General features: G+C 72.2%; 29 protein-coding genes and 2 pseudogenes. 19 read left to right on the top strand and 12 right to left on the bottom strand.

Annotated features, from left to right (window positions below):
• Positions 1–181 precede the first annotated feature (181 nt).
• The 3 genes from QQK35_RS08200 (at position 182) to QQK35_RS08190 (ending at position 1,699) form a co-directional block, all read left to right on the top strand.
• Complete coding sequence (locus QQK35_RS08200; protein WP_284253740.1) at positions 182–685, top strand: molybdopterin-dependent oxidoreductase; 504 nt, start codon at positions 182–184, stop codon at positions 683–685.
• Positions 682–1,380, top strand: coding sequence for an FAD-binding oxidoreductase (locus QQK35_RS08195; RefSeq protein WP_348534912.1), 699 nt, complete (start codon positions 682–684; stop codon positions 1,378–1,380). The genes QQK35_RS08200 and QQK35_RS08195 overlap by 4 nt, the downstream gene beginning before the upstream one ends.
• A 64-nt stretch (positions 1,381–1,444) precedes the next feature.
• A complete protein-coding gene (locus QQK35_RS08190; protein WP_284253739.1) occupies positions 1,445–1,699 on the top strand; it encodes a DUF6510 family protein in 255 nt (84 codons plus the stop codon).
• Positions 1,700–1,760: 61 nt separating this feature from the next.
• On the opposite strand, the gene QQK35_RS08185 is transcribed toward QQK35_RS08190, so the two are convergent.
• Together QQK35_RS08185 and QQK35_RS08180 are read right to left on the bottom strand one after the other, a co-directional pair.
• Complete coding sequence (locus QQK35_RS08185) at positions 1,761–1,976, bottom strand: hypothetical protein (RefSeq protein WP_284253738.1); 216 nt, start codon at positions 1,974–1,976, stop codon at positions 1,761–1,763.
• A 116-nt stretch (positions 1,977–2,092) separates the two neighbouring features.
• Positions 2,093–2,668, bottom strand: a complete 576-nt coding sequence (locus QQK35_RS08180; RefSeq protein ID WP_284253737.1) for a TetR/AcrR family transcriptional regulator — start codon at positions 2,666–2,668, stop codon at positions 2,093–2,095.
• On the opposite strand from QQK35_RS08180, the gene QQK35_RS08175 reads away from it, so the two are divergent.
• On the top strand, positions 2,662–3,120 hold the full coding sequence (locus tag QQK35_RS08175; RefSeq protein ID WP_284253735.1) for a hypothetical protein: 459 nt from the start codon (positions 2,662–2,664) through the stop codon (positions 3,118–3,120). The genes QQK35_RS08180 and QQK35_RS08175 overlap by 7 nt on opposite strands.
• A 112-nt stretch (positions 3,121–3,232) precedes the next feature.
• On the opposite strand, the gene QQK35_RS08170 is transcribed toward QQK35_RS08175, so the two are convergent.
• The 3 genes from QQK35_RS08170 to QQK35_RS08160 form a co-directional block, all read right to left on the bottom strand.
• A complete protein-coding gene (locus QQK35_RS08170; RefSeq protein ID WP_284253734.1) occupies positions 3,233–4,066 on the bottom strand; it encodes a GDSL-type esterase/lipase family protein in 834 nt (277 codons plus the stop codon).
• A 299-nt stretch (positions 4,067–4,365) separates the two neighbouring features.
• Entirely contained in the window at positions 4,366–4,728 is a 363-nt protein-coding gene (locus QQK35_RS08165) for a hypothetical protein (RefSeq protein WP_284253733.1), read from the bottom strand.
• Positions 4,695–5,585 carry an MFS transporter gene (locus QQK35_RS08160; RefSeq protein ID WP_284253732.1) on the bottom strand — a complete coding sequence of 297 codons (891 nt, stop codon included), beginning with the start codon at positions 5,583–5,585 and terminating at the stop codon, positions 4,695–4,697. The genes QQK35_RS08165 and QQK35_RS08160 overlap by 34 nt, the downstream gene beginning before the upstream one ends.
• Positions 5,586–5,669: 84 nt before the next feature.
• On the opposite strand from QQK35_RS08160, the gene QQK35_RS08155 reads away from it, so the two are divergent.
• The gene (locus tag QQK35_RS08155; protein WP_284253731.1) at positions 5,670–6,578 is read left to right on the top strand and encodes a BadF/BadG/BcrA/BcrD ATPase family protein; all 909 of its coding nucleotides are present in this window, start codon (positions 5,670–5,672) and stop codon (positions 6,576–6,578) included.
• A gap of 15 nt (positions 6,579–6,593) precedes the next feature.
• Here QQK35_RS08155 and QQK35_RS08150 read toward each other — a convergent pair whose 3' ends face one another.
• Complete coding sequence (locus tag QQK35_RS08150; protein ID WP_284253730.1) at positions 6,594–8,090, bottom strand: DHA2 family efflux MFS transporter permease subunit; 1,497 nt, start codon at positions 8,088–8,090, stop codon at positions 6,594–6,596.
• 77 nt (positions 8,091–8,167) lie between these two features.
• Here QQK35_RS08150 and QQK35_RS08145 point away from each other — a divergent pair, with 77 nt between their 5' ends.
• The 7 genes and pseudogenes from QQK35_RS08145 to QQK35_RS08115 all read left to right on the top strand — a co-directional run bounded on the left by QQK35_RS08145 (position 8,168) and on the right by QQK35_RS08115 (position 12,195).
• Positions 8,168–8,533 carry a winged helix-turn-helix transcriptional regulator gene (locus tag QQK35_RS08145; RefSeq protein WP_284253729.1) on the top strand — a complete coding sequence of 122 codons (366 nt, stop codon included), beginning with the start codon at positions 8,168–8,170 and terminating at the stop codon, positions 8,531–8,533.
• Between the two features lie 2 nt (positions 8,534–8,535).
• Complete coding sequence (locus QQK35_RS08140) at positions 8,536–8,841, top strand: SCP2 sterol-binding domain-containing protein (RefSeq protein WP_284253728.1); 306 nt, start codon at positions 8,536–8,538, stop codon at positions 8,839–8,841.
• A pseudogene (locus tag QQK35_RS19730) lies at positions 8,723–9,202 on the top strand (aldo/keto reductase); the annotation flags it as partial. The gene QQK35_RS08140 and the pseudogene QQK35_RS19730, both read left to right, overlap by 119 nt.
• Before the next feature lie 74 nt (positions 9,203–9,276).
• Positions 9,277–9,816 (top strand): aldo/keto reductase, encoded by a 540-nt coding sequence (locus QQK35_RS08130; protein ID WP_284255648.1) that lies wholly within the window; start codon positions 9,277–9,279, stop codon positions 9,814–9,816.
• A gap of 61 nt (positions 9,817–9,877) precedes the next feature.
• A complete protein-coding gene (locus QQK35_RS08125; RefSeq protein WP_284253727.1) occupies positions 9,878–10,087 on the top strand; it encodes a hypothetical protein in 210 nt (69 codons plus the stop codon).
• A gap of 81 nt (positions 10,088–10,168) precedes the next feature.
• Positions 10,169–10,849, top strand: a complete 681-nt coding sequence (locus QQK35_RS08120; protein ID WP_284253726.1) for a response regulator transcription factor — start codon at positions 10,169–10,171, stop codon at positions 10,847–10,849.
• Entirely contained in the window at positions 10,846–12,195 is a 1,350-nt protein-coding gene (locus QQK35_RS08115) for a sensor histidine kinase (protein WP_284253725.1), read from the top strand. Before QQK35_RS08120 ends, QQK35_RS08115 begins: the two co-directional genes overlap by 4 nt.
• 33 nt (positions 12,196–12,228) lie before the next feature.
• Here the strand turns inward: QQK35_RS08115 and QQK35_RS08110 are convergent, their stop codons facing one another.
• The 4 genes from QQK35_RS08110 to QQK35_RS08095 are packed head-to-tail and all read right to left on the bottom strand — an operon-like array spanning position 12,229 to position 17,142.
• The gene (locus QQK35_RS08110) at positions 12,229–13,077 is read right to left on the bottom strand and encodes an LLM class F420-dependent oxidoreductase (RefSeq protein WP_284253724.1); all 849 of its coding nucleotides are present in this window, start codon (positions 13,075–13,077) and stop codon (positions 12,229–12,231) included.
• 24 nt (positions 13,078–13,101) lie between these two features.
• On the bottom strand, positions 13,102–13,932 hold the full coding sequence (locus tag QQK35_RS08105; protein WP_284253723.1) for a ferritin-like domain-containing protein: 831 nt from the start codon (positions 13,930–13,932) through the stop codon (positions 13,102–13,104).
• 13 nt (positions 13,933–13,945) lie between these two features.
• Positions 13,946–16,237, bottom strand: coding sequence for an SDR family oxidoreductase (locus QQK35_RS08100; RefSeq protein WP_284253722.1), 2,292 nt, complete (start codon positions 16,235–16,237; stop codon positions 13,946–13,948).
• The gene (locus QQK35_RS08095) at positions 16,234–17,142 is read right to left on the bottom strand and encodes a hypothetical protein (RefSeq protein ID WP_284253721.1); all 909 of its coding nucleotides are present in this window, start codon (positions 17,140–17,142) and stop codon (positions 16,234–16,236) included. Before QQK35_RS08095 ends, QQK35_RS08100 begins: the two co-directional genes overlap by 4 nt.
• A gap of 25 nt (positions 17,143–17,167) precedes the next feature.
• On the opposite strand from QQK35_RS08095, the gene QQK35_RS08090 reads away from it, so the two are divergent.
• The 7 genes and pseudogenes from QQK35_RS08090 (at position 17,168) to QQK35_RS08065 (ending at position 22,345) form a co-directional block, all read left to right on the top strand.
• The gene (locus tag QQK35_RS08090; protein WP_284253720.1) at positions 17,168–17,959 is read left to right on the top strand and encodes an SDR family NAD(P)-dependent oxidoreductase; all 792 of its coding nucleotides are present in this window, start codon (positions 17,168–17,170) and stop codon (positions 17,957–17,959) included.
• A gap of 67 nt (positions 17,960–18,026) precedes the next feature.
• On the top strand, positions 18,027–18,257 hold the full coding sequence (locus QQK35_RS08085; protein WP_284253719.1) for a hypothetical protein: 231 nt from the start codon (positions 18,027–18,029) through the stop codon (positions 18,255–18,257).
• Positions 18,188–18,697, top strand: a complete 510-nt coding sequence (locus tag QQK35_RS08080; RefSeq protein WP_284253718.1) for a lysophospholipid acyltransferase family protein — start codon at positions 18,188–18,190, stop codon at positions 18,695–18,697. The genes QQK35_RS08085 and QQK35_RS08080 overlap by 70 nt, the downstream gene beginning before the upstream one ends.
• A gap of 85 nt (positions 18,698–18,782) precedes the next feature.
• Positions 18,783–20,540 carry an FAD-binding oxidoreductase gene (locus QQK35_RS08075; RefSeq protein ID WP_284253717.1) on the top strand — a complete coding sequence of 586 codons (1,758 nt, stop codon included), beginning with the start codon at positions 18,783–18,785 and terminating at the stop codon, positions 20,538–20,540.
• Positions 20,440–21,186: pseudogene (locus QQK35_RS08070) on the top strand (pseudouridine-5'-phosphate glycosidase); the annotation flags it as partial. The gene QQK35_RS08075 and the pseudogene QQK35_RS08070, both read left to right, overlap by 101 nt.
• A 53-nt stretch (positions 21,187–21,239) precedes the next feature.
• Complete coding sequence (locus tag QQK35_RS19725; RefSeq protein ID WP_348534911.1) at positions 21,240–21,449, top strand: pseudouridine-5'-phosphate glycosidase; 210 nt, start codon at positions 21,240–21,242, stop codon at positions 21,447–21,449.
• Between the two features lie 2 nt (positions 21,450–21,451).
• A complete protein-coding gene (locus QQK35_RS08065) occupies positions 21,452–22,345 on the top strand; it encodes a carbohydrate kinase family protein (RefSeq protein WP_284255647.1) in 894 nt (297 codons plus the stop codon).
• On the opposite strand, the gene QQK35_RS08060 is transcribed toward QQK35_RS08065, so the two are convergent.
• Together QQK35_RS08060 and QQK35_RS08055 are read right to left on the bottom strand one after the other, a co-directional pair.
• Positions 22,342–23,700 (bottom strand): cryptochrome/photolyase family protein, encoded by a 1,359-nt coding sequence (locus tag QQK35_RS08060; protein ID WP_284253716.1) that lies wholly within the window; start codon positions 23,698–23,700, stop codon positions 22,342–22,344. The genes QQK35_RS08065 and QQK35_RS08060 overlap by 4 nt on opposite strands.
• Positions 23,697–24,137 carry a MarR family winged helix-turn-helix transcriptional regulator gene (locus QQK35_RS08055; RefSeq protein WP_284253715.1) on the bottom strand — a complete coding sequence of 147 codons (441 nt, stop codon included), beginning with the start codon at positions 24,135–24,137 and terminating at the stop codon, positions 23,697–23,699. Before QQK35_RS08055 ends, QQK35_RS08060 begins: the two co-directional genes overlap by 4 nt.
• Positions 24,138–24,158 lie beyond the last annotated feature (21 nt).

The raw sequence follows: 24,158 nt of genomic DNA, 5'->3' as shown, positions 1-24,158 counted from the left end.
GCGCGCGGTTGAGCCGTGCGGTCGCGCCCGGTAGCCTCGAATTCACCCGTCTGGTTGAAACAGCCGGACCGACACCGGAAGGATCGTTCATGGCTCCGGTCAATCGAGGATTCGCGGGCCGCCCGCGCGGCGGCGCCGACTCGCGGCTTCCCCCGGCCAGACGCTCGTGTCCGGTTGGCCCGTGCTGACGGCCGGCCCCACACCCCCGGTGCAGCCGGACGAGTGGGAGTTCAGCGTCGAGACCGAGAAGGGGCAGACGTCCCGATGGAGCTGGGACGAGATGCACGCGCTCGGGGTCGACGACATCGAGATCGACATCCACTGCGTCACGCACTGGTCTCGGCTCGGAATGAACTGGCGCGGCGTCTCGCTCGACAAGATCTTCGCGCAGGTCACGACGTCATCCGACTACGTGATGGCCCACAGCTACGGCGGCTACACGACCAACATCCCGCTCGACGAGCTCCTGGACGGGCGGGCGTGGATCGCGTTCGAAGCCGACGGCCGGCCGCTGACCGCCGAGCACGGCGGCCCGGCCCGGCTTCTGGTGCCGCACCTGTACTTCTGGAAGAGCGCCAAGTGGGTGCGGGGTCTGCGGATGATGGAGCGCGAGCAGCCCGGGTTCTGGGAGAGCAACGGGTACAGCATCCACGGCGACCCGTGGAAGGAAGAGCGGTACTGGTGAGCCTCACCTCCAGCCCGGCGACCGAGCGGCGCGTCGCCTGGCGGGTCGGCACCGTCGTCGGCGTGCAGCAGGAGACGCCCCGTTCTCGCCGGATCACCCTCGACGTGCCCGGATGGCCCGGCAGCCTAGGTGGCCAGCATGTCGACGTGCGACTCACGGCCGATGACGGCTATCAGGCCAGCCGGTCGTACTCGCTGGCGTCCGCCGGCGAGGGCGGCGTCATCCAGCTCGCCGTCGATCGCCTCCCGGACGGGGAGGTGTCGCCGTACCTGAACGACGTCCTGGCGGTGGGTGATGAGGTGGAGGTGCACGGCCCCCTCGGCGGGTGGTTCGTCTGGCAGCCCTCGGCGTCCGCCGAACCGGTGCGGCCCGTCCAGCTCATCGCCGGCGGCTCGGGCGTCGTGCCGATGGTGTCGATCATCCGCACCCACGTGCAGGCGGGCGACGCCGCGCCGTTCCGGATGCTGTACTCGATCCGCAGCCCGGCCGACGTCTTCTTCCGCGAGGAGCTGGCCGCGGCGGAATCCGCCGGCCTGCTGAGCACCGAGTACGTCTACACGCGCGAGGCGCCTCCCGGCTCGACCACGCCGGCCGGACGGATCACGCGGGAGCGGTTCGCTGCGGCGCTGACCCCCGCCGAGCAGGAACCGACGGTCTACGTCTGCGGTGCGACCCCTTCGTCGAGGGGGTCCTGAATTGGGCGCTCGAGCTCGGGCACGACCCGAAGCGCCTGCGCGCCGAGCGGTACGGAGGATGAAGATGACCCACATCGACGGCAATGCGATGTCGGGCGTGCTCAGCGAACTGCTCACGGTGGAGCCCACCACGGCCAGGTCGCGGTGCGCGAACTGCGGCGACGTCGCCGCACTCGCCATGGCTCTCGTCTATCCGGACGCGGCCGGCTGGGTGGCGCGATGCCGGGCCTGCCACGAGGTGCTCGCCACGGTCGTGCGCGGAGACGGCAGAACCTGGCTCAGCCTGCGGGGTATGACGGCCATCGAGCTCGAGCGGTAGTCGCCACCCGCGGCGACCGGGTCGAGCGCGCTCGCGCGCCGGTCGCCGCAGACCCGGCGGGTCAGTCGGGCAGTTCCTCGGCGTCCGGCTTCTCGGCCTTGCCGCCCATCGCCATGTCGTCAGTGCCCATGGCGTGCTCGTCCATGCCGTGCTCGCCCATGGCGTGTTCCTCCATGGTGTGCTCGCCCATGGCGTGCTCCGAGCCGTCCATGTGCGGCGTCATTCCGTCGCCCATCCGGGGCATCTCCGCCGCCGGTTCCATCTTCTCGTCGCTCATCGATCCCGTCCTTCGTCGTGCCGATACGAAAACATCCGGATGGATGATTTCGAGATCAAGCCAAGCGACCCGGGAGCGTGGATGTCAAGGCGGGTCCGCGCCGACGGCCACCCGCTTCAGTCGTGGGCGTCGTCGTCGAGCAGCGCCCGCATCGAGGCGACGACCACCTCGCGACGCTTCCCGCGTTCCTGCGCCGTGATCGCGTCGCGCTCTGCGGGGTGCACCTGCCAGGTGAGGGCCAGGCTGCGGCTCAACGCGAGGATCGTCTCCGGCGTGTACCGGCGGGTGATCCTGCCCACCTGCTGGGCCTGCAGGATGCGCGCGGCGTGTTCCTGGGAGGCGGCGTCCAGGGCCGGGATGTGCAGATGGTTCAGGCCCCGCTCGAGCTGCGCCCAGAAAGTGATCCGCCAGGTCTGGGGTGAATCGGCGTACGCGTCGAACACCCGCCCGGCGTATTCCGCCAGGTCCGACTCGTCGAAATGGATGGTCTGCTGGAGGGCGAGCATCCGGTCCTCGAACGCCGCGAGGAAGAGCCGCTCCTTGCTGCCGAAGTACTGGTAGATCGCCTGCTTGTTCGCGCGTGCCCGGCGAGCGATCGTCTCGACACGTGCGCCGGCGATCCCATGCGCGCTGAACTCCTCGATGGCCGCTTCGAGCAGGCGCCTACGGGTTTCGGCGGAGTTGTATGCCATGGGTTCAGGCAGACCGTATCAACTGTTCCGAGGATTTCGCACGCCACCGGCGGCGCTCAAACTGGACGAATTCGTCCAGCGCGGGGCAGAATGACCGTGATGAAGGCGGCTGGCAGGGTGATGGGTTGAAAGATCATTTCGCGCAGGTCCTGGCGCGCGAGCGCGCGGGCCTGGCCGCCGTCACCGACGGACCCACGCTCGCCGGCTGGAGCCGCGGCGTGGTCGACGAGTTGTCGGCGCCGCAGTCGCCGTACGCACTCGCGCTGCGTCCGACGGGTGAGGTGACCGACCGGGCCGACTTCCTCGATCGATGGCGCGAGCTCATCGCCGAGACGGTGGATCGGCTGCTCCGGTCCGGCGCCACGAGCGCGACGGCCGGCGCGTCCGGCGACATCGATGGCGACAGGACCGCGGTGCTGGTCCTGGCGGCGCTGCACGGGGAAGCATCCTGAGCCAGCTCGCCCAGGACCCGTGGCCGCTGATCGCCGCGCTCGATCTGGCGCTGGCGCCCCTCCTGGCCGTCCCCGCCCGCCCGGCGAGGTCGGCCACGGACGGTCCCGACGCTCAGCCGGCAGGAACGATGTCGCCCGCCGCCGCGCGCAGCGCCGCGGCGACACGCGAGGCGATCAGCACATTCCCCTCCTGATCGGGGTGAAGCCCGTCGAACAGGTGACGCGCCTCCGACTCGGCGAGGAGGTCGCGCCCGTCGACCAGGTGGATCGCAGAGTCTCCCCGTCCGGCCAGATCACGCACCACCTCGTGGACGCCGTCGCGGAGATCGCGGAGCGTCATCCCGTTCGCGTTCGGGGTCGACTCGCGCGCGGGGCAGCCGATCGGCGAGGTCACGAGCAGCGGGGTGCCCGGATGCCCCTCCCGGACCCGGCGGATGAAGTCCGCCACCTGGCCACGCCAGCTGCGGGCGGAGAAGGAGAGCCGCCCGTACACGTTGATGCCCAGGCACAGGCTGATGAGCTCTGCCGGCAGCGCCGCGATCTGGCGGGCGACGACCGGGTCGAGATGGCATTCGGCGCTGAAGCCCAGGCACGTCAGGTCGAGATCGAGCCGCCGCGCCACGAGCGCGGGCCAGGTCTCGGAGGGGCCCGGGCTGGCCACGCACTGCGTGATCGAGCTGCCGTAGGCGACCCACCGCGGGGCGCTTCTCGACGGCTCTGCGGCGGCCGCGTCGCGCACGGCCGCGCGTCGTACGACGACCTCTCCGCCCTGCGGCAGCCAGAGCGCGACGGCGGCATCCGATCCCGGCAGGTCGAAGTCGAGGGATGCCGGTCCCGCGACCTTCCGGCGCGCTCGCAGCTCCCCGTCCACCACCAGGTCGAACGGCAGGGGCTCCGCGCCCGCCACATCGAGCTCGAGTTCGAGCCGGCGGGCATCCGTGCGCATCTCCAGCCGGACCCCGCGGCGGCGCGCGCACGTTCGAACAGCTCGGGCGCAAAGGCGAGCGGTGCATCCTCGGGATCGAGGCGCCACGGCCGGATGCCGCCCGCGACCCGCTCCCAGGTCACGGCGCCGCGCCACAGCTCGGGCCGCGTCGCCGGGTCGACCGAACCGGCGGTCACGAGACGTCGCCGGGCATGGCATCGGGTCCGTGTGGTCTGCGCATCGCTCCGTCTTCGGCTCTCGTCCGCTGGGCCGTTGCCCGTCGCCAGCGGTCGTCGTCCGGGGTCAGCCTAGGGCCGCGGTCAATCGAGACCAGCACCGCCGGTGCGCCAGGCCGGACTGCGTGCCGCGATGATGACGAACACCGTGGCGATGAGAGCCAGCGCACCGTATCCGAGCGCGATATCCGGCAGTGACAGCGTGCGGGAGAGCTGGCCGGAGATGAGGCTGGGGATCGTGGCACCGCTGTAGCTGAGGAGGTAGATCACGGCGAAGATCGGTGCCCGGTCGACGACGGTGCTGCCCCACAGCAGGCCGCGCGTCGCGGCACTGATGGCGATCCCCTGACCGGCTCCGGCGACGACGGTCGCTCCGATGAACAGCGGCAACGCGCCACTGGTGATCGCCGTGATCACACCGATCCATCCGGCGAGGAAGGCCGCCATGCCGATGCGTTGCGCTCCCGCGGGCGTGAACCGACCGCCGAGCGGAGCGCCCAGTGCGCTGGGCGCCATGTACGCGGCGAACACCAGCCCCAGGACGACGGAACTGCCGGTATGGAGTTGATTCTCGACGAGCGCGGGCACGAACGCCTGGTAGAAGGCGCCCGTCGCCCACGTGGCCAGCAGGACCGCGGCGGCGACGGGAAGCACGGGCCTGACCCGGGGGCGACGCGGACGCTGGGCCGCAGCGAACGCCAGGCGCCCGGCATGGGGTCGGCCGTCTCCGGGCTGAGTGCGATGAGCGCGACGGACGCGAGGAGCAGACCGATGACGGCGAGGAGGGTGAGATCGCGCGGCCACGGAGCGAACTGGATCAGGGCGCCCGACCCGATGGCGCCGATGGCGAGACCGAGCATGACCGTCTGGCTGGAGGCGACGGAGGCCAGCCAGGTCGGCCTGGCGGGTGCCGCGTCGACGATGTAGGCGGTCAGGCTGCTGCTGGCCAGTCCGGCACCGAAGCCCATGAGCACCCGGGCGGCGATCAGGATGCCGATGTCGTGCACGTTCAAGAGCAGGCCGCAGCCCAGCACGAGCAGCACCAGGCTGGCGATCGCGATGGGCCGTCGACCGAGATGGCCGGACAGGCGTCCCAGAATCAGCAGCGTGACGAGGGTGGCGGCGGAGTACGCGACGACGGCGATGGCGATGCCGGCGTTGGTGAACCCGTCCTCGGCCCGGTAGACGTTGAACAGTGGAATCGTCGAGCCCACCCCGGCGAACACCGCCACCAGGGAGATCACGGCGGAGACGAACGCGAGTCCGCGCATCCCTCCCCGCCTGCCCGCGTCTCGAATCGTCACGATAGGACGATATCGTCCTGTTTCTCGGTCCGCTCGGTGCGGCCGGATTCGGATCCCCTCCGGCGCGCCGACAGAATGTCCTTCGTGAACAACGTCTCCCGCCTCGATCGTCTCGTCGGCATCGACGTCGGCGGCACCAAGACGCATCTCGCGGCGATCGGACCCGATGGCGCGCGCCGCGACGTCATCCGGCCATCGGCCGACTGGCGACACGACATGCTGTTCTCCGACGACGGCAACCTGCCCCGGCTCGCCGAGTGGATCGCCACCCACGCCGTCGTAGGACCGGGCACGTCCGTGGCGGTCGGCCTGCACGACGGTGACACGGAGCAGCAGCTCGCGCTCGCGCGGGACGTGCTGTCGGGCGGCCTCGGCATCCGGGTGCGCGTCGAGAACGACGGCGAGCTCATCGTGCCCGCGGCCGGCCCGGAGCCGGCGATCGCCCTCGTCGTGGGCACGGGTTCGATCGTGTCGGGGCGCGATGCCGATGGGCGGCAGATCGGAGCGGGCGGCCACGGGTGGATGCTCGGCGACTGGGGCAGCGCGCCCGGTCTCGTGCGCGAAGCGCTCGTGCGCGTGCTGCCGCTGGTCGACGACGGCATCGAGGACGCGATCATCCCGCTGCTCGCGGACGCGTTCGGGGTGGCGGTGCACGACCTCGCGACCTCGACGACGGTCGACGCCTCGCAGGACCGCTGGGGCGACGCCGCACCCGTCGTCTTCTCGGCGGCGGATGCCGGATCGGCCGTCGCGCTGGAGACGATCGAGGATGCCGCGGATCGCCTGGTCGCCGAGATCGCGTCGGTGCAGCGCCGCGGCGCCCTCGGCGAGAAGGTCGTCGCCGCGGGCGGGGTCGTCTCGTCGCAGCCTCGGCTGCGGGCGGCCCTCGCCGCGCGCCTCGCCGTCCTCCCGCGCCCGCTCGGACTGCAGCTGCTCGAGGCGCCCCCGGTCGACGGCGCACTGCGCCTGGCCGCCGACGCCGCGGCGGTCTGACGGAGGCGCCCGGCGTCAGTGCTCCGGGTGGGTCGTCGCAGCGGGCCTGCGCACGAACAGTGCAAGCGCGATGACCGCGAACGACAGGATGCCGCCGGCGAGGAACGCCAGGTGCGCGCCATCGGCGGCGGCCGCGGCCGACGGGAGGTCGGGGTCCGCCGTGCCGGTGGCCGTGATCCCGGTCGCGTACAGGGCGACGAAGATCGCCGTCCCGGCCGCGCCGGCCACCTGCTGCAGTGTCGCGATCGTGGCGCTGCCCTGCGAGTAGAGCTGCGGGGGCAGCGAGCCGAGCGAGGCGCTGAACGCCGGCGTGAACAGGAACGCGAGCGACAGCATCAGCACGATGTGGGCGCCCAGCAGCACGATCCACGAGGAGCCCTCGCCGAGCCCCAGCGCCAGCGTCCAGAGCGACACGGCGAGGCCGATGGATCCCGGGATGACCAGGCGACGCGGGCCGAAGCGGTCGTACAGCCGGCCCACCGTCGGTCCTGCGAGTCCCATCAGCAGCCCACCCGGCAGCAGCAGGGCGCCGACCCAGATGGGCTCGAGCCCGAGGGTGTAGCGCGCGAACTGCGGCAGCACGATGAACGCGCCGAACAGCGCGACCATCGCGGCCGTCATCATGGCGACCGAGACCGCGAAGTCGCGGGAGAGGAAGGTCCGCAGGTCGAGCAGCGCGGAATCGGTGCGCTGCAGCACGACCTGCCGCCACCCGAAGGCGCCGAGGGTCAGCAGGCCGGCCACGATCGGGATCCACGGCGGCACCGCGGCCTCGCCGACCGCGCCCGCACCGATCTGGCTGAGGCCGAAGACCAGCGCGGAGAAGGCGAGGGCCGACAGGATCACCGAGGCCGTGTCGAGGGGTACGCGGCGGGTCTCCGAGACGTTCGGCACGCGGCGCACGCCGATGAGGAGCATCGTGAGCGCGATGGGCAGCATGACCCAGAACAACCCCTGCCACGGCAGCACCTGGATGAGCGCGCCCGAGACGATCGGCCCGACCGCGGGCGCGACCGACATGACGATCGAGACGCGCCCCATCACCCGGCCGCGCTCCTGTGCCGGCACGATCGTCATGACCGTGGTCATCATGAGCGGCATCATGATCGCCGTGCCCACCGCCTGGATGACGCGGCCGGCCACCAGGATCTCGAAGACCGGTGACAGAGCCGCGACGATCGTGCCGGTCACGAAGCTCGACATCGCGACGGTGAAGACCGTGCGGGTGTTCAGGCGCTGCATCAGCCATCCGGTGATCGGAATGACGACGGCCATCGTGAGCGCGAACGCGGTCGTCAGCCACTGACCCTTCGTCGCATCGATGTGCAGCGACTCCTGGATGCGCGGCAGCGCGACGGCCATCATCGTCTCGTTCAGGAAGACCACGAAGACGGCGGCGAGCAGCAGCGCGAGGGCGGTGCGGTTGCGGCGGGCCACCGCCGCGTCGGGGGTGACGGCGGAAGGGGAGGCGGGCGCGAGGGCGACCTCGTCGCGGGCGAAGGTGTCGGTCATGTGAGGCTCCTCAGCTCGATTGCTGCAAAAAATAAAGCACACTGCATTAAGTGAAGTCAAGTGGTAGCCTCGATGTCATGACGAACCAGGAGTACGGGCAGTTCTGCGGGCTCGCCCGCGCGGCCGAGATCGTCGGTCAGCGCTGGACCCTGCTGATCCTGCGCGACCTGAGCGTGGGACCCCGCCGATACTCCGACCTCGTCGGGGGATTGCCCGGCATCCCGACCAACACGCTCGCCTCGCGGCTGAAGGAGCTCGAGGAGGCGGGCCTCGTCATGCGTGCCGCGCCCGCCGGCGGCGATCGATCGGTGGTCTACGGCCTCACTCCGCGGGGGAGGAGCTCGGTCCGGCGCTCGACGCGCTCTCGCGCTGGGGCGCCGGCGGCATGCGCACGCCGCGCGAGGGCGAGATCGTCACCACGGCATCCATCGTCTCCGCATTGAAGGTGGCGGCCGGCGACGGGGTCGTGCCGAAGAGCTGGAACACGACCTACACCGTGCAGGTCGGCGAGATCGTCGCGCACCTCGTGATGCGCGCGGGCGTCATCACGGTCGGCCCGGGCGCCGCCGAGAACCCGGACCTCATCATCGTCGCCGGGCCGCAGATCCGTGACGTGCTGGCCGGGGAGCTGGATGCGCAGACGGCCGTCAGTACGGGCGTCGTCCGGCTCGAGGGCGACCCGGCACTGTTCGAGCGCTTCGCCGACACCCTGCGCGTTCCGTACAGCCCCCACGTGCCGGCGGGCGCCTGACCCGAGCCCGATGCCTAGTCTGGGCATCATGACCGCTGCCGTGCCCGTTCCCGGATCGCCCGAGTGGCTGCGCCCGCTCGGCACGACCGGGTTGACCGTGTCGGCGATCGGGGCGGGCGGGGGACCGCTCGGCGGGATGCCGGACGCGAGGCAGGCCATCGGCCTCGTGCGCCACCTGCTCGACAGCCCGATCCGGGTCATCGACACCTCCAACGGCTACTCGGACGGCGCGAGCGAAAAGCGCATCGGCGCCGGGATCGCCCAGCACGGCGGGCTGCCCGACGGTTACCTCATCGCGACCAAGGTCGACGCGCGCGGCGGCGACTACTCGGGTGCGCGCATCCGCGACTCGATCCACGAGAGTCAGGACCGCCTGGGTCTGGAGACCTTCCCGCTCGTGCACCTGCACGACCCCGAGTACCATCCCGAGGCCGGATTCGACCTTCCGGGGGCGCGATCGAGGCGCTGGTCGCCCTGCGCGACGAGGGCGTCATCGAGCACCTCGGCATCGGCGCGGGGCACACCCCGACCATCGAGCGCCTGCTCGACCTGGGCGTCTTCGAGGTCGTCCTCACCCACTCGCGCCTCACGCTCCTCGACCGGGGAGCCGACGCCCTCGTGCAGCGCGCGCACGAGGCGGGGATCGGCGTCATGAACGCCGGGATCCTCGGTAGCGGGATGCTGGAGTCCCGGGGCGGGGAGCGATACGGCTACCGTCCGGCCCGCCCCGAGGTCCGCGAGGCCGCCCAGCGGCTGCATGACCTCGCCGACGAATCGGGAGTCGACCTTCCGACCGCCGCCGTCGTCGCGTCACTGCGCGACCCCCGCATCGACGCGACGCTGGTCGGTTCCACGAATCCCGCGCGCTTCGACGCGATGCTCACCGCGATCGCCGCGCCGATCCCCGACGAGTTCTGGGAGCGCGCCGCCGCGTTGCTCCCCGAACCGTCCGTCTGGCTCGACGCCGAGCGCTGACCGCCTGGGTGTCGGCGGGGCACCGGCGCCCGCGGCCCTCCGGTCACGGCAGACTGGGCGCATGGCGAGCAATGCAAGTGGCAATCAGTCGGACTCGGCGCAGACCTGGGACTCGGTGAACTCCGGCCAGTCGGACGACATCGAGAACAGCCTGACCGGGCAGGGCACCTCGGATCGCGAGACGACCCGCGAGGTCGACCGCGACGAGGCGGTCGAGGAGCGGCACCACGACGGCGCGCACGCCGACGACGGGGCCGAGAAGGGCGCCTGAGCCCCGCGCCCCTCTCACCCCTTACGCTCCCCGAACCTTCCGTTCACGATCGCGGGGAGCACCGCTCGGTACGGTGAGCGGGTGAACGACCGCGGGCTCGTCGTCGTGCTCGAGGACGAGCGCGCGATCGCGGAGATGGAGCGTCTCTACCTGCAGCAGGCGGGGTTCGGCGTGCACGTCGCCGCGGACGGGCAGGCGGGCCTGAACGACATCCGGCGCCTGTCGCCCGTCGCGGTCATCGTCGACATCGGCCTGCCGGGTCTCGACGGCACGGAGGTCGTGCGCCGGCTGCGCGCCGACGGCGACTGGGTGCCCGTCGTGTTCGTCACCGCGCACGACAGCGAGATCGATCGGGTGCTCGGGCTGGAACTCGGGGCCGACGACTACGTGACCAAGCCGTTCTCGCCCCGCGAGCTCGTGGCCCGGGTCAAGGCACTGGTGCGCCGTTCGTCGGGACCGGCCGCCGGATCCGTGCGCCGCGCCGGCCGCATCGAGCTCGACGAGGGCGAGCGCCGGGTGCGGGTGGGTGGCGCGGAGGTCGCGCTCACCACCACCGAGTTCGACCTGCTCGCGCATCTGCTCTCGCGTCCCGGCCAGGTGTTCACGCGCGAGCAGCTGCTCTCGGCGGTCTGGGGCATCGCCGACTACAGCGGCACCCGCACGGTCGACGTGCACGTCGCGCAGCTGCGTGCGAAGCTCGGCGACCCCGATCCGATCCGCACGGTGCGCGGCGTCGGCTACGCGCTCGAGGCGGCGGGGTGAGGGGCCCGATCCGGCGGCGCGTACTCGTCGCCACCCTCGTGGCGGCCTTGGTCGCCGTGGTCGTGACGACGATCGCCGCCCTGACCCTGGTGCGCGGCGTCGACAACTCGGCGGGCCGGGATGCCCTGGCCGCGCAGGTGCAGCGGCTCGCGAGCGCCACGCCCGCGGCGCGTCAGGCGGTCGTCGACGGCCTCTCCCAGCTCGGCGATCAGGGCGTGCTCGTCGCGCTCGTGACGCCACGGGGTGCCGTCGCCGGGTCGGCCTCGGCCGAGGCCGTGCCGCGCGTCCGGCTCGAGCTGCGCGCCGGTCGCCCGGTGTCGACGACGGTGCGCCGCGATGGTCGCAGCTACCTCGTCGAGGCACGGCCCGTCGCCGGCGGCGGCGGCGGAGTGGTCGGAGCTCAGGATGCGTCCACGGCCAGGACTCTCACCCCCGCGGTCCTCACCCGGCTCGCGATCGCCCTCGCGATCGGCATCGTCGTCGCGCTCGTGGCGGCGCTCGTCGTCGCGCGGGCCCTCTCGCGTCCGCTCGTGCGGCTCGCCGGCGCCGCACGGCGTCTCGCCGACGGCGAGCGCGACGTCGCGCTCGAGCCGAGCGGGATCGACGAGGTCGCCGATGTCGAGGCGGCGCTGGGGTCGCTGGATCGGGCGCTCGCGCGATCCGAGGGGCGGCAGCGGGAGTTCCTGCTGTCGATCTCCCACGAGCTGCGCACGCCGCTGACGGCGATCCGGGGGTACGCGGAGGCGCTCCGTGACGGTGTCGTGCCGCTGGAGCAGCTGCCCGAGGTGGGTCGCACGCTCGAGGCCGAGTCGACCCGGCTCACCGCCTTCACCGACGACCTGCTCGCCCTCGCGCGGCTCGAGGCCGACGACTTCCCGCTGCAGGAGGCCGACGTGGAGCTCGGCGCCGTGCTGCGCGAGGCCGAGGTCGCCTGGCTGGCGACGGCGAGCGTCGGCGGTGTCGAGATCGAGGTGGATGCGGTCGGCCCCGTCGTCGCCCGCACCGACGCCGCGCGGGTGCGCCAGGTCGTCGACGGCCTGCTCGAGAACGCGTTGCGGGTGAGTCCGGCCGGGTCGCGCATCGTCGTGCGCGCCGGTCGCGCCGAGGACGGCGCGGCGATCGTCGAGGTCGCCGACGGCGGCCCGGGGCTCACGCCCGACGACGCCGCGCAGGCCTTCGAGCGCGGGCGGCTCCGCGACCGGTACCGCGACGTCCGCCCCGTCGGCACGGGCCTCGGCCTCTCGATCGCGGCGCGTCTCGTCGAGCGCCTCGGGGGCACGATCACGGCGCACTCCACGCCGGGCGGCGCGGTCTTCCGCATCTCGCTCCCGCGCGCCGGAGCATAGAGCGACGACCGCGTCCGGACGACGGCGACGGCCTCAGCGCAGCCCGGCGGCCTGCGCGATCGCCGCGTAGCTCTCGACGGGATCGTCGCCCGGCCCCGGGATCACGTGCACGGCGACGTGATCGGCCCCGGCATCCAGGTGCCGTCGCAGTCCCGCCACGATCGACGCCGGGTCGCCCGACACCACGAGATCGTCGATGAGCCGATCGCTGCCCTCGCCGGCCAGGTCGTCGTCGGTGTAGCCGAGGCGCTGCAGGCTCTCGCGGTAGTTGCGCAGCCCGAGGTAGGGCGACACGACCGAGGGCCGGCCGATCGCGCGCGCCTCGGCGGGGTCGGTGCGCAGCACGACCCGCTGCTCAGGGGCGAGCAGTGGCCCGGCGCCCAGGATGCCGCGCGCCTCGCGCGTGTGCTCCGGCGTCACGAGGTAGGGGTGGGCACCGGCCGACCGCTCGGCGCTGAGGCGCAGCACCCGTGGCCCCAGCGCGGCGAGGGCGCGCTCACCGACCGGCACGCCGCCGGCATCCAGCCCGTCGAGGAATTCGTTCAACGCCGTGTACGGCCGCCACTGCGTCGCGGGGACCCGCTCCGGATGCCCCACCCCGATCCCGAGAAGGAGCCGACCGGGATGCGCCTCGACGACCCGCTGATACGACTCGGCGAGCGTCCGCGGCTGCGTGGTGAGAATCGAGACGATGCCGGTCGCGACGACCAGCCGCGTCGTGGCGTCGAGGATCTGCTCCACGACCTCGAGGTCGCCGGGTTGGCTGCCGAGCCACAGCGCCGGATACCCCAGCCGTTCCAGCTCGGGCGCGATCGCGGGGTCGAAGGTGCGCCCGCTCTCCCAGACGCCGAAGGTCCCGAGGCTCGCCTTCCAGTCCGTCACGCAGGCTCCTGAAAACGAAAAGGGTCAGGCGGCGACGAGCTCGCCGGACGGCACCTCGTCCTCGGCGGAGATGTTGAAGCGCTCGAGCGAGTTCTCGACGATCCGCAGGCCCTCCATGCCGGGGAGCTTCGCGATGTGCGAGTCGACGTCCTGGATGAGCTTGCGGCCTTCGGATCCCGCGAACAGCGCGCCCATGACGTGCTCCACCTCGGAGTCCGGGCTGATGCCGGAGCCGACCGGCCGCCAGAACTTGCGCAGCGCGAACCGGGTGATGACCTGCGCCTTCTTGCTGTCCGCCAGGCGGGCGCGGGCCTGCGACGCGTAGAACGCGACGTGCTTGGTCTCCTGCGCGGCGATCCGCTTCAGCAGCTCCCCGAGCACCGGGTGGTTCTGCTGCTTGGCCAGCCGGAGGTACGCGGCGTTGGCCGACCACTCGTTGACGGCGCCCCACGACATGTGCACCGCGACGAAGTCGTGCCCGACCAGGCCGCCCATGAGCGACTGCTTGATCGGATCGAGGCGGTCCTTCCAGCCCAGCTTCACGCGGTTGGCCTTGAGCTCGTCGAAGTCGAGCGTGATCCCGTGCTTGCCGAGCACCGTCGCGAGCGCCTCGCCGTGCCAGAACTCCTCGCGGTTCCACATCGTCATGAAGGCGCCGATCTCCGGCTCCTTGTGCGACGGGGTGGTCAGCAGATCCCGGAGGTAGCAGACGGTGTGGTACTCGACGTCGGCCATGTAGCGCAGCGTGCGCAGCGTCTCGGGCGGCAGCGGGTCAGTGTCGAACGCGTCGAAGTCGAGGTCGTCCCACGCGACGGACTTGGAGTTCGTCGTGTATTTGTCGATGTCGAAGGCCATCGCCTCGTCCTTCCTACCGGGCCGGTGCCGCTATCTCATCACGCTTGGGTGAACGAGCGCTGCGTTTCCAGCTGTCGATGCGCCAGTGCCGCCGCTGCGCCTCGCGCAGCAGCTGGGTGTCCGGATTGACGGCGTGCGGGTGCCCGAGCAGCTCCAGCCAGCCGAGATCGGCGTGCGAGTCCCCGTAGCCGTACGACTCCGCGAGGTCGAGCCCGTTCTGCTCCGCGTAGCGCTGCAGCCACGCCGCGCGGGCCTCCGCCACGAGCGGCGGACGGTCGAGGAACCCGGTGAGCACGCCGTCGCGCGAGTGCATGTCGCTCGCGACCACCTCATCGAACAGGCCGGCGAGCGGCAGCACGAGCGTGCCGATCGAGCCCGTGACGAGCACCGTGCGATGCCCCGCCTCGCGATGCGCCTTGATCGCGGCGATCGCGTCCGGGCTCGTGTGGCGCAGGAGCGTGTCGCCGTAGCCGCCCTGCACGATCCGCTCGAGGCGGGAGACCGGCATCCCCTGATAGCGGCGGAGGAAGGCGCGGATGAACTCGCCCCGGTCGCGGCGATCGGTGCGGAGGTAGCCGGGGGCGGCGGCGACGAGCCGCGCGAACTCGGCCGGCCAGGCGGCCTTGCGGAAGCCCGCGGATCGCACCCAGAGGTACTGGTGCACGATCGTCGAGTCGACGACGGTGCCCTCGAGGTCGAAGACGGCGACGACGTCCTTGCGCTCGGACAGCGCCGGGCGCTTCTTCGGCGTCGCCGCGGCGGACGCCGCCGAGGCGCGCTTGGAGTACGCCCGCGTCATGCCGGTGATCGCCGGGAAGTGCACGTTCTGGAGGTAGTCCTCCCAGTCGATGCCCGGCACGTCGATGCCGCGGTCGGCGCGCTTGGTCTTCGGGATCGCGTCGTTCAGCGCCCGCGTGTTCGTGTCGTCGAAGATGATCTCCGTCTGCACGTAGGCGCGGTACAGCTGCGTGAAGTTGCGCAGCGTGCCGAGGTCGTGCACGCCGGTCTCGAGCTTGGCGAGGTTGCGGCGCACGGCCGGCGTCTTCGGCAGCAGCCGCAGCACCGCGGCGCCGCGCGCGGCCGCCTTCTCCTTGCGCACCAGCCCGCGCTCGACCTTGCGCCCGCCGGGGAACTTCCACGTCGGCACCCGGATCTCGCCCGGCTCGCCGGGCTTGGGCATCGGATGCTCGAGGAAGTAGCGATTGACGTTGTCGAACATGCGGTGGAACGGCAACGGGTTGGAGGCGCCCGAGCTCACGTGGAAGTACTGCGGCTCGCGCGGCTTCTCGGGGTTGGCCGCGGCGGCGAGCACCGTGTTGACGACGAGGTCGACCGGGATCAGGTCGAGGATCGAGTCGGGCAGGCCCGGGAACTCGGGCAGCTGCCCGCGGCCGTAGGCGATGATCAGCGGGTCGGCGACCTTGAAGCCGTCGATCCAGCCGGGGAACGGATGGTGCAGCGCGGACTCGATGATCGTGGGACGCACGATCGAGAGGCGGTGCCCGTTCTGGGCCCACAGCTCCTCCGCGGCGCGCTCTGCGCTCGCCTTCGTGAGGGTGTACACGTCGGTCCAGCCGAGGCTCTGGGCGCGGGCACGGCCGGCATCCACCAGCTCGGCTTCTACCCACTCGATACGCGCCGCCTCGGTCGCCTTCGCCACCGCCTGCGGGCCCTGCTTGCCGTGCTGCTCCCGCGCGGCGTCCATGAACCGGCGCAGCGTCTCGGGGCGGCGCGAGACCAGCTCGATCTCCTCGCGTGCGGAGCGCGCGGCGGCGTACTCGGCGCGCCAGTCGACGTTGTGCACGAGGCTGGCCTCCTGCTGGACGCCCCGGCGCAGGCCGCCGACGTAGCAGGTGGAGACGTGCACGACGTGCGGGTCGCCGCCCGTCGCGAGCAGCGCCTCATAGAGGTTCATCGCGCCGCCGACGTTGGTGTCGAACGCCTGGTCGATGGGCGGGTCGAACGAGACCGACGCCGCGGAGTGGATGACGACGTCGAGGTCCTTCGGCAGCTCCGGCACGCGCGACAGCGACCCGTCGACGATCCGGATGCGCTCGGCGACCGCCTTCTCGACGACGGCGTCGCCCACCTTCTCGCGCCATGCCTTGAAGACCGGTTTGCGCAGCAGGGTGCGGAGGCGGTCCGCGCCGCCGGCCGAGCCCTTGCCGCGCACGAGGAGCGAGATCGTCGTCTCCGGATGGTCGGCCAGCAGCCGCTCGAGGATCGCCTGTCCCACAAAACCCGTGCCGCCCGTCAGGAAGACGTGCGCACGGCCGAGGTCGGTCGCGGCGCGCTTCGGCGTCACGGAGCAAGCCTGGTGGCGACCATCGGGGCGACGGACTGCATACCGGGGAGGGAGGCGATGAGCGAGGCGATCCGGCCCCGCTCGGTCGGCCCCGAGGCGCCGCCGAACACGGTCGCCTCGAAGGCCGCGCGCTCGTCGGACGGGAGTTCGGTCGCGCCGACCGGCCATGCCATCCGGCGCAGCTCCTTGCGGGTCAGGCGGCGTCCGCGGCGCGAGTCGGTGAGCCGACGCTGCGCCTCCTCCGTGAAGAAGCGGATGTGGCGGGACTTGACGTCGAGCACCAGCTCGACCACGGAGCCGAGCGTCGAGGCGAGCTCGCCGAGCTTGCGATAGGCGGTCTGGCCGATCCACTCGTCGACCAGCTGCGTCGTGATGTGCGCGTCGACGAGGGCCGGGCCGGCCATGTTCGCGGCGAGGGCGCGCCGGACCGGGCCGCGCCGCTCGATGCGCTCGCGCAGCGACCGACGCGGCGCGGCCGTGAACTCGGTCGACGCGCGCTCCTCGCCGGCGGCGTCGAGCACGGCGTCGAGCGCGTCGGCGATCCAGAACTTCTCGAACGCCCACGTGGTGAGGAAGGCGGTGACCCGCGCGTCCTTGTGGGTGGCCGTCACGAGCACGTTGCGCATGCGCTGCATGGTGGCGCGCTCGAGGTCGCGCAGCGTGCGCACGAGGCGCAGCACCTCGACCGGCAGGTTGCCCGGGGCGATCCCGCTCAGGTCGAGCTGGTCGCGCAGATTGCCCCGTGCCGTGCGGGCGAACTCGCGGATGTCGAACGCGTGATCACCGGCGGGTTCCCCGGGCGTCGCCGACGCGAGCGTCGCGCTCGACGCGTCGGAGTGCTGGGGGTCATCGGAGCGGGCCCTTCCTGGCCGGTGCGGGGGCACCCCGAAGGCAGGTGGCCGCATCCGCTAGCACCGTATCGTAAGCCACATGGGCATCCCCGTGGGCACGGCGCTGGTCACCGGCGGCACGTCGGGCATCGGTGCGGCCTTCGCGCGGGCGCTCGCGAAGCGCGGGCACGACATCGTGCTGGTGGCCCGATCGGCCGGGCCGCTGGAGGCGATGGCGGCCGAATTGCGCGCGCTCGGCAGCCATGTCGAGACGATCACCGCCGACCTCTCCGACCGCGCCGACACGTCACGGGTCGCCGAGCGGCTGCGCGATACCGGCCGCCCCATCGACGTCCTGGTCAACAACGCGGGGTTCGGCCTGCGCACCCGCCTGGTCACCCCGGATGTCGCGGAGCACGAGCGTGCCTTCGACGTCATGATCCGCGCGGTCTTCGTGCTCGGCGCGGCGGCGGCGGAGCAGATGCGCGGCCGCGGCCGCGGCGCGATCATCAACGTCGGCAGCGTCTCGGGCGAGACCTCGATGAACGCGTATTCGGCGATCAAGGCGTGGGTCAACACCTACAGCGAGGTGCTCGCCAACGAGCTGCACGGCACCGGCGTCACGGTCACCGACCTCGAGCCGGGGTGGGTGCACACGCAGTTCCATCAGCGCGCCGAGCTGCGCTCCTCCAGCATCCCGGGCTTCCTCTGGCTCGACGCCGACTACCTCGTCGAGCGCTGCCTGCGCGACGCGGATCGTGGCAAGGTCATCTCCATCCCCAGCGTGCGCTTCAAGGTGCTCACCTGGTTCACCCGGCACCTGCCGAGCACGTCGATGCGCGCCGTCTCCCGCAGGATCGCTTTGCGCCGGCGCGATACGGTTAGCCAATGACCGACGACGTCGCGGCGAAGCCCACACGCGACCGGTTCAATTCGAAGGGCACGCTGCCGGCCGCTTCGTGGCGCAGCATCTCATCCTGAAGCCGGTCGTCTGGTCGCTCGTGACGGTGCAGATCATCGGGCGCGAGAAGGTGCGCAAGACGAGCGGGGCCTTCGTGGTGGTCGCCAACCACTCCTCCCACCTCGACGCCCCCTCATCCTCGGCTCGCTCCCGCGGCGGATGTCGCGCTACCTCGCGGCGGGCGCCGCCGCCGACTACTTCTTCGACGTCTGGTGGCGTCGCGGGCTGACGGCCCTGTTCTTCAACGCGTTCCCGGTCGACCGCAGCGGCAATCACCCGCGCCGGGTGAGCGCCAAGGAGCTCCTGCAGCGCGGGGTGCCGCTCCTGGTCTTCCCCGAGGGCACGCGCTCGAAGGATCTCAAGCTGCACGCGTTCAAGCCGGGGGCGGCGGCGCTCGCCACCTCCGTGGGCGTGCCGGTGCTACCGGTCGCCCTCATCGGCGCCGGCGAGGCGCACCCGCGCGGCTCGAGCTGGCCCAAGCCCGGCCGGCTGCCGGTCGGCGTCGTGTACGCCGAGCCGATGCAGGCCGAGCCCGGTGAGACCGCGGCCGAGTTCATGGCGCGGGTGAAGGTCGTCATCGAGGGCCTGATCGCGGAGCACGGTCCGCGTATCCTCGCTTCGAAGACCGATCAGCAGGCTGGGACAGAGCCCGGAGGAGTGTCCACATGAGCGATGTCAAGCACATGAAGTGGTGGGGGTGGGGCGTCGAGGGCGTCGGCTTCCATTGGGAGGACAAGCCCGGCTTCGCCCCTTCGTGCTGAAGGCCGTCGGCCTCGACCTGCACCAGGCCCAACCCGTCGACCCGCCCGTCTTCGACGACCTGTCGATCGCCGGACCGGTCGTGAAGCAGGCCTTCCTGAAGACGCTGCAGGGGATCGTCGGCGCGGACGACGCGACGATCGACCCGATGGAGCGCGTCGTCCACACCTACGGCAAGAGCCTGCGCGACCTCGTGCGCATGCGCGCGAACGCCGTCGAGCGCTACGTCGACGTCGTCGTCTACCCCGACGACGAGCAGCAGGTGCAGGCGATCGTGGACGCCGCGGTCGCCGAGAACGCGGTCATCATCCCGTTCGGCGGCGGCAGCAACATCGCCGGCAGCCTCGAGCCCCGCTCCGAGGAGAAGCGCACGGTCATCTCGCTCGACCTCGGCCGGCTCAACAAGGTCGTGTCGATCGACGAGACGTCGGGCCTGGCCCGCATCCAGGCCGGCGTGCTCGGCCCCGACATGGAGGAGCAGCTGGGCGCGCAGGGCTGGACCCTGGGCCACTTCCCCGACAGCTTCACCCACTCCACCCTCGGCGGCTGGGTCGCGACCCGCAGCTCCGGCATGCAGTCCGACAAGTACGGCGACATCGCCGACATCGCCCGGGGCTTGCGCGTCGTGCGGCCGAGCACCGACGGCCGCAGCGGCGCGCTCGTGATCCGCGGCATCCCGTCGGCGTCGAACGGCCCGAGCGTGCGCGAGATGATCCTCGGCAGCGAGGGGCGCCTCGGCGTCATCACCGAGGTCACGGTGCAGGTGCACCGGATCCCGGCCAAGCGCGACGTCTACGCCTACTTCTTCCCGAACTGGCGCGCGGGCGTCGAGGCGATGCAGGAGGTCGCCGAGTCGGATGCCCACCCCTCGATCACGCGCGTCTCGGACGCGCGCGAGTCGGGCTTCTCGCTCGCGACGAGCAAGGAACGCCACGGCTTCGACAAGTTCGCCGCCGACACGGTGCTGCCGTTCCTCATGCGCCGCAAGGGGTGGAAGAACCTCGAAGACATCTGCCTCTCGTTCATCGGCTACGAGGGCGAGGAGTCGTACGCCAAGCGCCAGCGCAAGCTCGTCGAGGCGATCATCAAGAAGCACGGAGGCCTCGGCGTCGGCACCGGTCCCGGCGTGCTCTACGACCAGAAGAAGTTCGACACCCCGTACCTGCGCGACTTCCTGCTCGACCGGGGCGCCGCGGGCGACGTCTCCGAGTCGGCCATGCCGTGGTCGCAGGTCATCCCGCTCTACGACGCCGTCGTCGCGGCGGCGGAGAAGGCGTTCGACGAGATCGGCATCCAGGGCTGGATCATGGCCCACCTCTCGCACTCGTACCACTCGGGCGCGTGCCTCTACTTCACGTTCGCGTTCGTCTTCGGCGACGACCCGATCGGCGAGTACGACACGGTGAAGCGCGCGATCCAGCAGGCGTTCGTCGACAACGGCGGCTCGATCTCGCACCACCACGGCGTGGGCGTCGAGCACTCGCCGTGGCTCGAGCAGGACATCTCGCCCGAGGGCGTGGCCGTCATGCGCGGACTGTTCGAGGCGACCGACCCGGCCGGCACGTTCAACCCGCGCAAGATCGTGCCGGATGTCGCCCCCGCGGCCGCCGCGCCGGCCCGCCGGCGCGCGACGACGGCCGCCGCGAAGACGGGTGCCAAGACGGGCGCGAAGGCCGCGGAGAAGAAGGCGCCCGACACGAAGGCCGCCGAGAAGAAGAGCACGACGCGTCGCACGGCCGCCGCGCGTTCCTGAGGTGGTCGCGCTCACCCTGTCGGCCGAGGTCGCCGATGCGATCGCCGCACGGCGTCCCGTCGTGGCGCTCGAGTCGACGATCATCTCGCACGGCCTGCCGCACCCCCGCAACCACGCGGCCGCGCTCGAGTTCGAGCAGCAGCTGCGCGACGCGGGCGTGACGCCCGCGACCGTCGCCGTGCTCGACGGGGTGGCGCACGTCGGGCTCGACGCCGAGGGCGTGCGCCGGATCGCCGAGGACGACCTCGCGAAGGCCAGCGTGCGCGACCTCCCGATCCTCGCCGCGCGCGGGGCGTCCGGCGCCACGACGGTCGCCGCCACGGCGCACCTCGCGAACCGCGCCGGTGTGCGGGTGTTCGCGACCGGCGGGCTCGGCGGCGTGCACCGCGGGGCGAGCGACTCCTTCGACGAGTCGGCCGACCTCCCCACCCTCGCCGCCACGCCCATCACGGTCGTGAGCGCGGGCGTGAAGAGCGTGCTCGACATCGCCGCGACGCTCGAGCGGCTCGAGACGCTCTCGGTGCCGGTCGTCGGCTACCGAACGCGCCGCTTCCCCGCGTTCTGGCTGCGGGACTCCGGCCACGACCTGGACTGGACCGTCGAGGGCGCCGAGGAGGTCGCCGCGATCATGGCGGCGCGCGACGAGGGCGGGTCGAGCGCGGGGATCCTGGTCGCCAATCCGGTGCCCGAGGCCGAGGAGTGGGATCCGGGGAGCACGACCGGATCCTGGATGCCGCCCTCGCCGAGGCGGACACCGCCGGGCTCCGCGGCAAGGCCGTCACACCGTTCCTGCTCGGCCGCATCGTCGAGCTCTCCGGCGGCCGCAGCCTCGAGGTCAACCTCGACCTGGCCCGCAATAACGTGCGGGTCGCGGCCGAGGTCGCGATCGCGTGGGCCGCCCGTAGGTGACGATGACCGGCGCGCGGATCGTCTGCGTCGGCGACGTGGTCAACGACATCGTCGTCGTGCCGGTCACCGCGGTGCGCCCCGATACCGACACGACGGCGCGCATCCGCCGGGCCGCGGGCGGTTCGGCCGCGAACTCGGCCGCGTGGCTCGGTGCTCTGGGAGCGCCGGTCGACTTCGTCGGCAGCGTGGGGCTGGCGGACGCGGCCCAGCACGCCGACCGGCTCGCCGCCCACGGCGTCGTGCCGCATCTCGGCATCGCCGACGGCCTCGAGACCGCGACGATCGTCATCGTCGTCGACGGGGACGGGCGGGCGATGCTCACCGACCGGGGCGCGAACGCGGCGCTGGATCAGGGGCAGGTCACCGACGAGCTGCTCGACGCCGCCGGGTGGCTGCACGTGACGGGGTACAGCCTGTTCGACGGACCGCGGGCACCGGGCATCCGGCGGCTCATCGAACGTGCGCACGAGCGCGGGATCACCGTCTCGATGAATCCGGGGTCGGTCGGGTACATCGCCGACTACGGCGTCGAGCGCTTCGCCGCCGACACCGCCGGCGTCGACGTGCTGCTGGCCAACCTCGACGAGGCCGCGCTGCTCACCGCGACCGACGACCCGTCGGCCGCGACGTCGGCGCTCGCCGTGCGGCACGGCACGGCGGTCGTGACGCGGGGATCGCTCCCCGTGCTCGCGGCCGAGGGCGGCTCCGCGGTGCTCGAGGTGCCCGTGCCGGCGGCGACGCTCGTCGATCCCACCGGTGCGGGCGACGCGATGGCCGCCGGTTTCCTCGCCGCGCGGCTCGGCGGCGCCGGGCTCGCCGCGGCGGTCGGGAGCGGCATCGCCACGGCGGCCCGCGCCATCGGGATCGTGGGAGGCCGCCCGCCCGCTGCGCGCTAGCGGTTCGCGGCCCGCATGTGCTCGAACGCCGCGAGGGCGTCCGCACGCGACGCGGCGAGGTCGACGATCGGTGTCCGGTAGGCATCGGTGCCGGCCTCGGGCACCCACCGCCGCACGTACTCGCCGTGCGGGTCGAACCTGCGCGCCTGCAGCTCCGGGTTGAACACCCGGAAGTAGGGCGCCGCGTCGGCCCCCGAGCCCGCGACCCACTGCCAGTTGGCGGGGTTGTCCGCCTCGTCGGCGTCGACGAGCGTGTCCCAGAACCAGGCCTCGCCGATCCGCCAGTCGGCGAGCAGGTTCTTGACCAGGAAGCTCGCCACGACCATGCGCACCCGGTTCGGCAGGTAGCCGGTCGTCCACAGCTCGCGCATGCCGGCATCCACGAGCGGGATGCCGGTGCGGCCCTGCTGCCAGGCCGCGAGCTCCGCCTCCCGCGGCGGCTGCCACGGGAACGCGTCGAACTCCGCGCGGACGTTGCGCTCTGCGACGTCGGGGCGGTGGTACAGGATGCTCGCGTCGAACTCGCGCCACCCCAGCTCGCGCAGGAACGCGCCGACATTGCGCCGGGCCGCCGCACTGAGCTCGCCGTGCACGCGATGCCAGAGCTGCACGGGGCTGAGCTCGCCGAATCGCAGCCGGGGGCTGAGCAGGGAGGTCGCCTCCTGCGCCGGGATGTCGCGCTCGTGATAGTCGGCCAGCACCTCCGTGGCGAAGCGCTCGACCCGCCGGTGCGCGGCGTCCTCGCCGGGCTCCCAGCGGGCGCGGAGGCCGGCGGCCCAGTCCGGCCGCGTCGGCAGCAGCGCCCACGCATGGAGCTCCTCGGAGTCGACCTGCCGCGGTCCGGGCACCTCGCGGGGCGTGGGGACGGGCTCCCGGACCGGCAGCTGCTGCGCCGCCCGCCAGAACGGTGTGAACACCTGGAACGCGCCCCCGCGCCCGGTCGCCACGGTCCATGGCTCGTGCAGCAGGTTCGCGGCGAAGCTCGCCACTTCGACTCCGTCGGCGCGCAGCGTCGCCTTGAGCCGGGCGTCGATCTCGCGGCTCGCACCGTACCGCCGGTTCCAGAACACGGCACCGGCGCCGGTCTCGGCGACGACGGTGGGCACCACGGCAGCGGCGGGACCGCGCCGCAGCACGAGCCTGCCTCCCCGCGACGCCACCGCGTCGTCGAGCGCCGCGAGGCTGTGATGAAGCCACCACCTCGTCGCACCGCCGAGGGGCCGGATACCGGGGCTCTCGTCGTCGAGCACGTACAGCGCGACGACCGGGCCGCCCCGATCGACCCCCGCCCGCAGCGCCGGGTTGTCCGCGATCCGCAGATCGTCGCGCAACCAGACGACGGCGGGCGAGGTCACAACGGGTCGACTTCGTGCCGCAGCTTGTCGGTGAGGCGGGCGAGATCCCGTAGCTCGTCGGGTTCGAGCACCGACATGAGCTCGGCGATCGCGGCCGCGTGGTGGCTGCCCACGCGGCGGAACACCGCGGCGCCCTCCTCGGTCAGCGTCACGATCGTGCCGCGCGCGTCGCTCGGGTCGTCGCTCTTCGTGACCAGGCCGCGTGCGGCGATCCGGTCGAGCAGGCGACTCACGCTCGGCTGGGTGAGCAGCAGGCGGCGATTGAGGTCTCGGATGCGGGCGGCACCGCCGGGTGTGCGCGAGAGGTTGAAGAGCACGTCGTACTCGCTGATGGAGATCTCGTCGTCGGGGAAGACGGCGCGCAGCCGACGCAGCACGGCGACCTGCGCGCGGTAGAGCGCCTCCCAGGCGTCCACGGCCTCTCGACGGTCGTTCACCCGGCCAAGCCTACGAAACCG

Origin of the sequence: Pseudolysinimonas kribbensis, assembly GCF_030161895.1 — a bacterium.
Lineage (GTDB): Bacteria > Actinomycetota > Actinomycetes > Actinomycetales > Microbacteriaceae > Pseudolysinimonas > Pseudolysinimonas kribbensis.
Note: the sequence above shows the minus strand (reverse complement) of the source record. Positions and strands in the feature narration are given on the sequence as shown.

Excerpts from the sequence above, each read along its gene's own strand:
- QQK35_RS08190 (WP_284253739.1), top strand. The coding sequence starts at position 1,445 with ATGACCCACATCGACGGCAATGCGATGTCGGGCGTGCTCAGCGAACTG.
- QQK35_RS08185 (WP_284253738.1), bottom strand. The coding sequence starts at position 1,976 with ATGAGCGACGAGAAGATGGAACCGGCGGCGGAGATGCCCCGGATGGGC.
- QQK35_RS08175 (WP_284253735.1), top strand. The coding sequence starts at position 2,662 with ATGCCATGGGTTCAGGCAGACCGTATCAACTGTTCCGAGGATTTCGCA.
- QQK35_RS08180 (WP_284253737.1), bottom strand. The coding sequence starts at position 2,668 with ATGGCATACAACTCCGCCGAAACCCGTAGGCGCCTGCTCGAAGCGGCC.
- QQK35_RS08170 (WP_284253734.1), bottom strand. The coding sequence starts at position 4,066 with ATGCGCACGGATGCCCGCCGGCTCGAACTCGAGCTCGATGTGGCGGGC.
- QQK35_RS08165 (WP_284253733.1), bottom strand. The coding sequence starts at position 4,728 with ATGGCGGCCTTCCTCGCCGGATGGATCGGTGTGATCACGGCGATCACC.
- QQK35_RS08150 (WP_284253730.1), bottom strand. The coding sequence starts at position 8,090 with ATGACCGACACCTTCGCCCGCGACGAGGTCGCCCTCGCGCCCGCCTCC.
- QQK35_RS08145 (WP_284253729.1), top strand. The coding sequence starts at position 8,168 with ATGACGAACCAGGAGTACGGGCAGTTCTGCGGGCTCGCCCGCGCGGCC.
- QQK35_RS08125 (WP_284253727.1), top strand. The coding sequence starts at position 9,878 with ATGGCGAGCAATGCAAGTGGCAATCAGTCGGACTCGGCGCAGACCTGG.
- QQK35_RS08105 (WP_284253723.1), bottom strand. The coding sequence starts at position 13,932 with ATGGCCTTCGACATCGACAAATACACGACGAACTCCAAGTCCGTCGCG.
- QQK35_RS08095 (WP_284253721.1), bottom strand. The coding sequence starts at position 17,142 with ATGCGGCCACCTGCCTTCGGGGTGCCCCCGCACCGGCCAGGAAGGGCC.
- QQK35_RS08090 (WP_284253720.1), top strand. The coding sequence starts at position 17,168 with ATGGGCATCCCCGTGGGCACGGCGCTGGTCACCGGCGGCACGTCGGGC.
- QQK35_RS08080 (WP_284253718.1), top strand. The coding sequence starts at position 18,188 with ATGTCGCGCTACCTCGCGGCGGGCGCCGCCGCCGACTACTTCTTCGAC.
- QQK35_RS08065 (WP_284255647.1), top strand. The coding sequence starts at position 21,452 with ATGACCGGCGCGCGGATCGTCTGCGTCGGCGACGTGGTCAACGACATC.